The following is a 5,188-nucleotide window of genomic DNA, read 5'->3' as shown; positions in this document are numbered from 1 at the left end:
TCTTCCTCCAGGCCATCGCGGGCCCCCGGGTGACCAGCGTGGTCCTGGAGAAGACCCAGGTCGCCGCGCTCGCCGAGCGCATGGAAGAACTGCTGGACGAGGTCGTCCGGCGTAGTGGCGGCAGCGCCCCCGTCCCCGCCGTGGCGCCCTCCGAGGTCACGGACACCGCCCCGCTCGACACCCCCATCGAGGAGGAGTTCCGCGTCGGCACCATGGCGCTCGCCTGGGACGGCGAGGAACAGCGCATGATCGTCGAGGCCCAGGCCCTGGTGGAGCTGGACGCCGACACCGAGGAGGACCTCGCGGAGGCCGAGGAGCGGCTGCTCCAGGACGAGGAGAACGGACCCCCGATGCTGCGGGTCCGGCTGACCGGCGCGCAGGCCCGGGCCTTCGCCAAGCGCGCCCTCGACATCGTCAACGCCGGGCGGCCACCGTGCCCGCTGTGCAGCCTCCCGCTCGATCCGGAAGGACACGTATGTCCGCGCCAGAACGGATACCGCCGCGGAGCGTGACGGCCGGTCCCGACCCCGCCGGGCTGCTCGCCCGGGGTGAGCTGACCGTGCGCGGCCGGATCCGCGAGGCGTCCAACGCCGCCCTGTTCTGCACGGTCGCCCTGGACGGCCGCGAAGCGTCCTGCGTGTACAAGCCGGTGGCCGGGGAACGCCCGCTGTGGGACTTCCCCGACGGCACCCTCGCGGGCCGCGAGGTGGCCGCCTACGAGGTCTCCGAGGCCACCGGCTGGGGGCTGGTGCCGCCCACCGTGCTGCGCGAGGGGCCGTACGGCGAGGGCATGTGCCAGCTGTGGATCGACGTGCACGCCGAGGCGGAGCTGCTCGCCCTGGTGGACGCCGAGGAGCCGGAGCCTGGCTGGAAGGCGATCGGCTTCGCCGAGGTCGGCGAGGGCCGCACCGCGCTGCTGGTGCACGCCGACGACGAGCGGCTGCGGCGGCTCGCCGTGCTGGACGCGGTGATCAACAACGCCGACCGCAAGGGCGGTCACCTGCTGCCCACCGCCGACGGCCGGCTCTACGGCATCGACCACGGGGTCACCTTCAACGTCGAGGACAAGCTGCGCACGCTGCTGTGGGGCTGGGCGGGCGAACCCCTCACCCCGGAGGCCGTCGACGTCCTCAAGGGGCTGCGGGACGGCCTGGAGGGGGAACTGGGCCGGCGGCTGGCCGCCCTGATCACGGCGGCCGAGATCGACGCCACGCGCGCGCGGGTCGAGGCGATGCTCACCTCCGGTCTGCACCCGGAGCCGGGCGGGGAGTGGCCCGCCATCCCCTGGCCGCCCGTGTAAGCACATTCGGCGCCGAGGTACAAGACCGCGAAACCGGCCATCCGGCCCGATCCCGTTCGTATCCGCAGCTCGGCGCCGGTTAGGCTCATGTACATGCATGCCTGGCCCGCTTCCGAGGTCCCCGCCCTGCCTGGTCAGGGCCGCGACCTGAGGATCCACGACACCGCGACCGGCGGTACGGTTATCCTCGACCCCGGTCCCGTCGCCCGTATCTACGTCTGCGGCATCACGCCGTACGACGCGACCCACATGGGTCACGCGGCGACCTACAACGCGTTCGACCTCGTGCAGCGCGTGTGGCTCGACACCAAGCGGCAGGTTCACTACGTCCAGAACGTCACCGACGTCGACGATCCGCTGCTGGAGCGGGCGGAGCGGGACGGCGTCGACTGGGTCGCCCTGGCCGAGAAGGAGACGGCGCTCTTCCGCGAGGACATGACCGCCCTGCGGATGCTCCCGCCCCGGCAGTACATAGGCGCCGTCGAGGCCATACCCGGCATCGTCCCGCTCGTGGAGCGGCTGCGCGAACTCGGCGCGGCCTACGAGCTGGACGGCGACATCTACTTCTCCGTCGAGTCCGACCCGCACTTCGGCGAGGTCTCGAACCTGGACGCCGCCGCCATGCGGCTGCTGTCCGCCGAGCGCGGCGGCGACCCGGACCGCCCGGGCAAGAAGAACCCGCTGGACCCGATCCTGTGGCTGGCGGCCCGTGCGGGCGAGCCCAGCTGGGACGGCGGCACCCTCGGCCGGGGGCGGCCCGGCTGGCACATCGAGTGCGTGGCCATCGCCCTGGACCACCTCGGCATGGGCTTCGACGTCCAGGGCGGCGGCTCCGACCTCGCCTTCCCGCACCACGAGATGGGTGCCTCGCACGCCCAGGTGCTCACCGGCGAGTTCCCCATGGCCAAGGCCTACGTCCACGCCGGGATGGTCGCCCTCAACGGCGAGAAGATGTCCAAGTCCAAGGGCAACCTCGTCTTCGTCTCCCGGCTCCGGCGGGACGGCGTCGACCCGGCCGCCATCCGCCTGGCCCTGCTCTCCCACCACTACCGCGCCGACTGGGAGTGGACCGACCAGGTCCTCCAGGACGCCGTCACCCGCCTCGCCCGCTGGCGCGCGGCGGTCTCCCGCCCCGACGGGCCCTCCGCCGACGCCCTCGTGGACGAGGTCCGCGAGGCCCTGGCGAACGACCTGGACGCCCCGGCCGCTCTCGCGGCGGTGGACCGCTGGGCGGCCCGCCAGGAGGCGGAAGGCGGCACCGACACCGGCGCGCCGGGCCTGGTGACGCGGGCCGTGGACGCACTGCTGGGCGTGGCTCTCTGAGCGGGAGGGCATCGCCGGGCGCCGCGCAGGGGCGCGGGGAACCGAGCGGCCCGCGAGGACGGGCCGCCGGCCGCTCGACGGCCGGTCGCGGCGCCCCCTAGCACGCCGGCACCACACGGAAGGGGCGCCCTCCCCCCACTCGGGTAGCGCCCCCCACACGGCGGGGCGCTTCCTCACACGGGAGCCGCCCACCCACGGAAGGGGCGGTTACCCCACACGGGAGCCGCCCCCACACGGAAGGGGCGGTTCCCCTGAAACGGGAACCGCCCCTTCTCCGTGTGCCGAGACCTCCGCGGCCCCGGTCAGTTCTCCGGGCCGTCCTCGTCGTCCTCCCTGGACCCGCCCGCGCCGCCACCGCCGGCCGGAGGCCTCGGCTTGCCGCCCGGAGGGCCCACGTCCCGCCGCCGCAGATACCGCTCGAACTCCCGCGCGATCGCTTCCCCGGAGGCCTCCGGCAGCTCCGCGGTGTCCCGGGCCTCCTCCAGCGTCTGCACGTACTCGGCGACCTCGCTGTCCTCCGCGGCCAGCTGGTCCACGCCCACCTGCCAGGCCCGCGCGTCCTCGGGCAGCTCGCCCTGCGGGACCCGGATGTCGAGCAGGTCCTCCAGCCGGTTCAGCAGCGCCAGCGTCGCCTTCGGGTTGGGCGGCTGGGAGACGTAGTGCGGTACGGCCGCCCACAGCGACACCGCCGGGACGCCGGCGTGCGTGCACGCCTCCTGCAGGACGCCGACGATGCCCGTCGGGCCCTCGTACTTGGTCTCCTCCAGGTCCATCCGGCGGGCCAGGTCCGGGTCGGACGTGACCCCGCTGACCGGGACCGGCCGCGTGTGCGGGGTGTCACCGAGCAGGGCGCCCAGGATCACCACCAGCTCCACACCCAGCTCGTGCGCGAAGCCCAGCAGCTCGTTGCAGAACGACCGCCAGCGCATGGACGGCTCGATGCCCCGGACCAGCACCAGGTCGCGCGGCTTCGCACCGCCGACGCGGACCACGGACAACCTCGTCGTCGGCCACGTGATCTTGCGCACGCCGCCGTCCATGAACACCGTGGGCCGGTTCACCTGGAAGTCGTAGTAGTCCTCGGCGTCCAGCGCCGCGAACACCTCGCCCTTCCACTCGCGTTCCAGGTGCGCGACCGCCGTGGAGGCGGCGTCACCGGCATCGTTCCAGCCCTCGAACGCTGCCACCATGACTGGGTCGATCAGCTCGGGAACCCCCTCCAGCTCGATCACCCAGTGCCTCCTTCCGACGTGCCCTCGCCTGACTCACCAACCTTACGGCGTCCGGCGGGGGCGCCCGCAGCCCCCTTGTGGGGGAGTGAACGGATCACTGCCCCGTTCGCCCCCGGGGAACACGCGTGAGCAGCCTCACGGAGCGTGCGGCCGGCCCCGTCCTCCCGGGCGGCCTGAGCCGGATCCGCGCCCGGCGCGGCCAACCGGGCCGACAGCGCGTCCGGTTGGACCGCGCCGAGGTGCGGGTGCGGGACAGGCGGAAGGGGCGGCTCCATCGGCGTGGAGCCGCCCCTTCCCGTGGCCCGGACCCGGTGCGGCGGGGTCCGGACGTGCCGGCGGCGGACGGTCCGGTCGGGGATACCGGCCGCCGCGCGGGTCTACTTCCGGTCCAGCAGCTCCTGGACCTTCGCGCGGACCTCGTCCGTGGCCAGGCCCCGGATGGTCAGCGTGGTACGGCGGCGCAGCACGTCGTCCGGCGTCTCGGCCCACTCGTGGTCACGGGCCCAGACGACCTGCGCCCAGATCTCCGGGGCGTCGGGGTGGACGCGCTCGGCCAGCTCCGGGTTCTCGTTCGCCATGCGGGCGATGTCGAAGGCCAGGGAGCCGTAGTGGGTGGCCAGGTGCTTCGCCGTGTCCGCCGCCATGCGCGAGCCGGGCGCCGGGCCGTCCACCAGCAGCCGGTGGGCGACCGCGCGCGGGTTGGCGACACCCGGCAGCGGCAGCTTCTTCGGCAGCGAGGAGATCGGCTCGAAGTCGTCGCCGAGCGGGTGGCCCGGCAGCGCCTCCAGCTTCTGCATGACCGTGCGGCCGATGTGCCGGAAGGTGGTCCACTTGCCGCCCGCGACGGACAGCATGCCGCCCTTGCCCTCGGTCACGACCGTCTCGCGCTTGGCCTTGGCGGTGTCGCCGGGGCCGCCCGGCAGCACCCGCAGACCGGCGAACGCGTAGGTCACCAGGTCGCGCTGGAGCTGCTGGTCCCGGACGGAGAACGCGGCCTCGTCCAGGATCTGGGCTATGTCCTTCTCGTTGACCGAGACGTCCGCCGGGTCGCCCTCGTACTCCTCGTCGGTGGTGCCGAGCAGCAGCATGTCCTCCCAGGGGAGGGCGAAGGTGATGCGGTACTTGTCGATGGGGGTCGCCAGCGCGGCCTTCCACGGCGAGGTGCGCTTCAGGACCAGGTGCGCGCCCTTGGACAGGCGGATGGACGGCGCCGCGTTCGGGTCCTCCATCCTGCGCAGGTGATCGACCCAGGGGCCGGTCGCGTTCAGCACCAGCCGGGCGTTGACGCCGAACTCGTCGCCGGAGGTGCGGTCCTTGAGGTCGGCGCCGGTGA

5 protein-coding genes are annotated in these 5,188 nt (G+C 73.6%); 3 read left to right on the top strand and 2 right to left on the bottom strand.

Annotated features, from left to right (window positions below; all coding sequences use genetic code 11):
* From IE312_RS32235 to mshC, 3 genes are all read left to right on the top strand, one after another.
* Positions 1–512: DUF3090 family protein (locus IE312_RS32235; RefSeq protein ID WP_229900697.1), on the top strand; the 512-nt coding region annotated here is incomplete at its 5' end.
* Positions 476–1,300, top strand: coding sequence for an SCO1664 family protein (locus tag IE312_RS32230; protein ID WP_189985793.1), 825 nt, complete (start codon positions 476–478; stop codon positions 1,298–1,300). The genes IE312_RS32235 and IE312_RS32230, both read left to right, overlap by 37 nt.
* A 93-nt stretch (positions 1,301–1,393) precedes the next feature.
* Complete coding sequence (gene mshC, locus IE312_RS32225; protein ID WP_189985792.1) at positions 1,394–2,623, top strand: cysteine--1-D-myo-inosityl 2-amino-2-deoxy-alpha-D-glucopyranoside ligase; 1,230 nt, start codon at positions 1,394–1,396, stop codon at positions 2,621–2,623.
* A gap of 302 nt (positions 2,624–2,925) precedes the next feature.
* Here the strand turns inward: mshC and IE312_RS32220 are convergent, their stop codons facing one another.
* Both IE312_RS32220 and IE312_RS42800 read right to left on the bottom strand, forming a co-directional pair.
* Complete coding sequence (locus IE312_RS32220) at positions 2,926–3,855, bottom strand: PAC2 family protein (protein WP_189985791.1); 930 nt, start codon at positions 3,853–3,855, stop codon at positions 2,926–2,928.
* A gap of 377 nt (positions 3,856–4,232) precedes the next feature.
* Positions 4,233–5,188, bottom strand: a 956-nt coding sequence (locus IE312_RS42800; protein WP_229900696.1) for a glycerol-3-phosphate dehydrogenase/oxidase, incomplete at its 5' end; no start/stop codon positions are given.

Source organism: Streptomyces capoamus, from assembly GCF_014654935.1.
Lineage (GTDB): Bacteria > Actinomycetota > Actinomycetes > Streptomycetales > Streptomycetaceae > Streptomyces > Streptomyces capoamus.
Note: the sequence above shows the minus strand (reverse complement) of the source record. Positions and strands in the feature narration are given on the sequence as shown.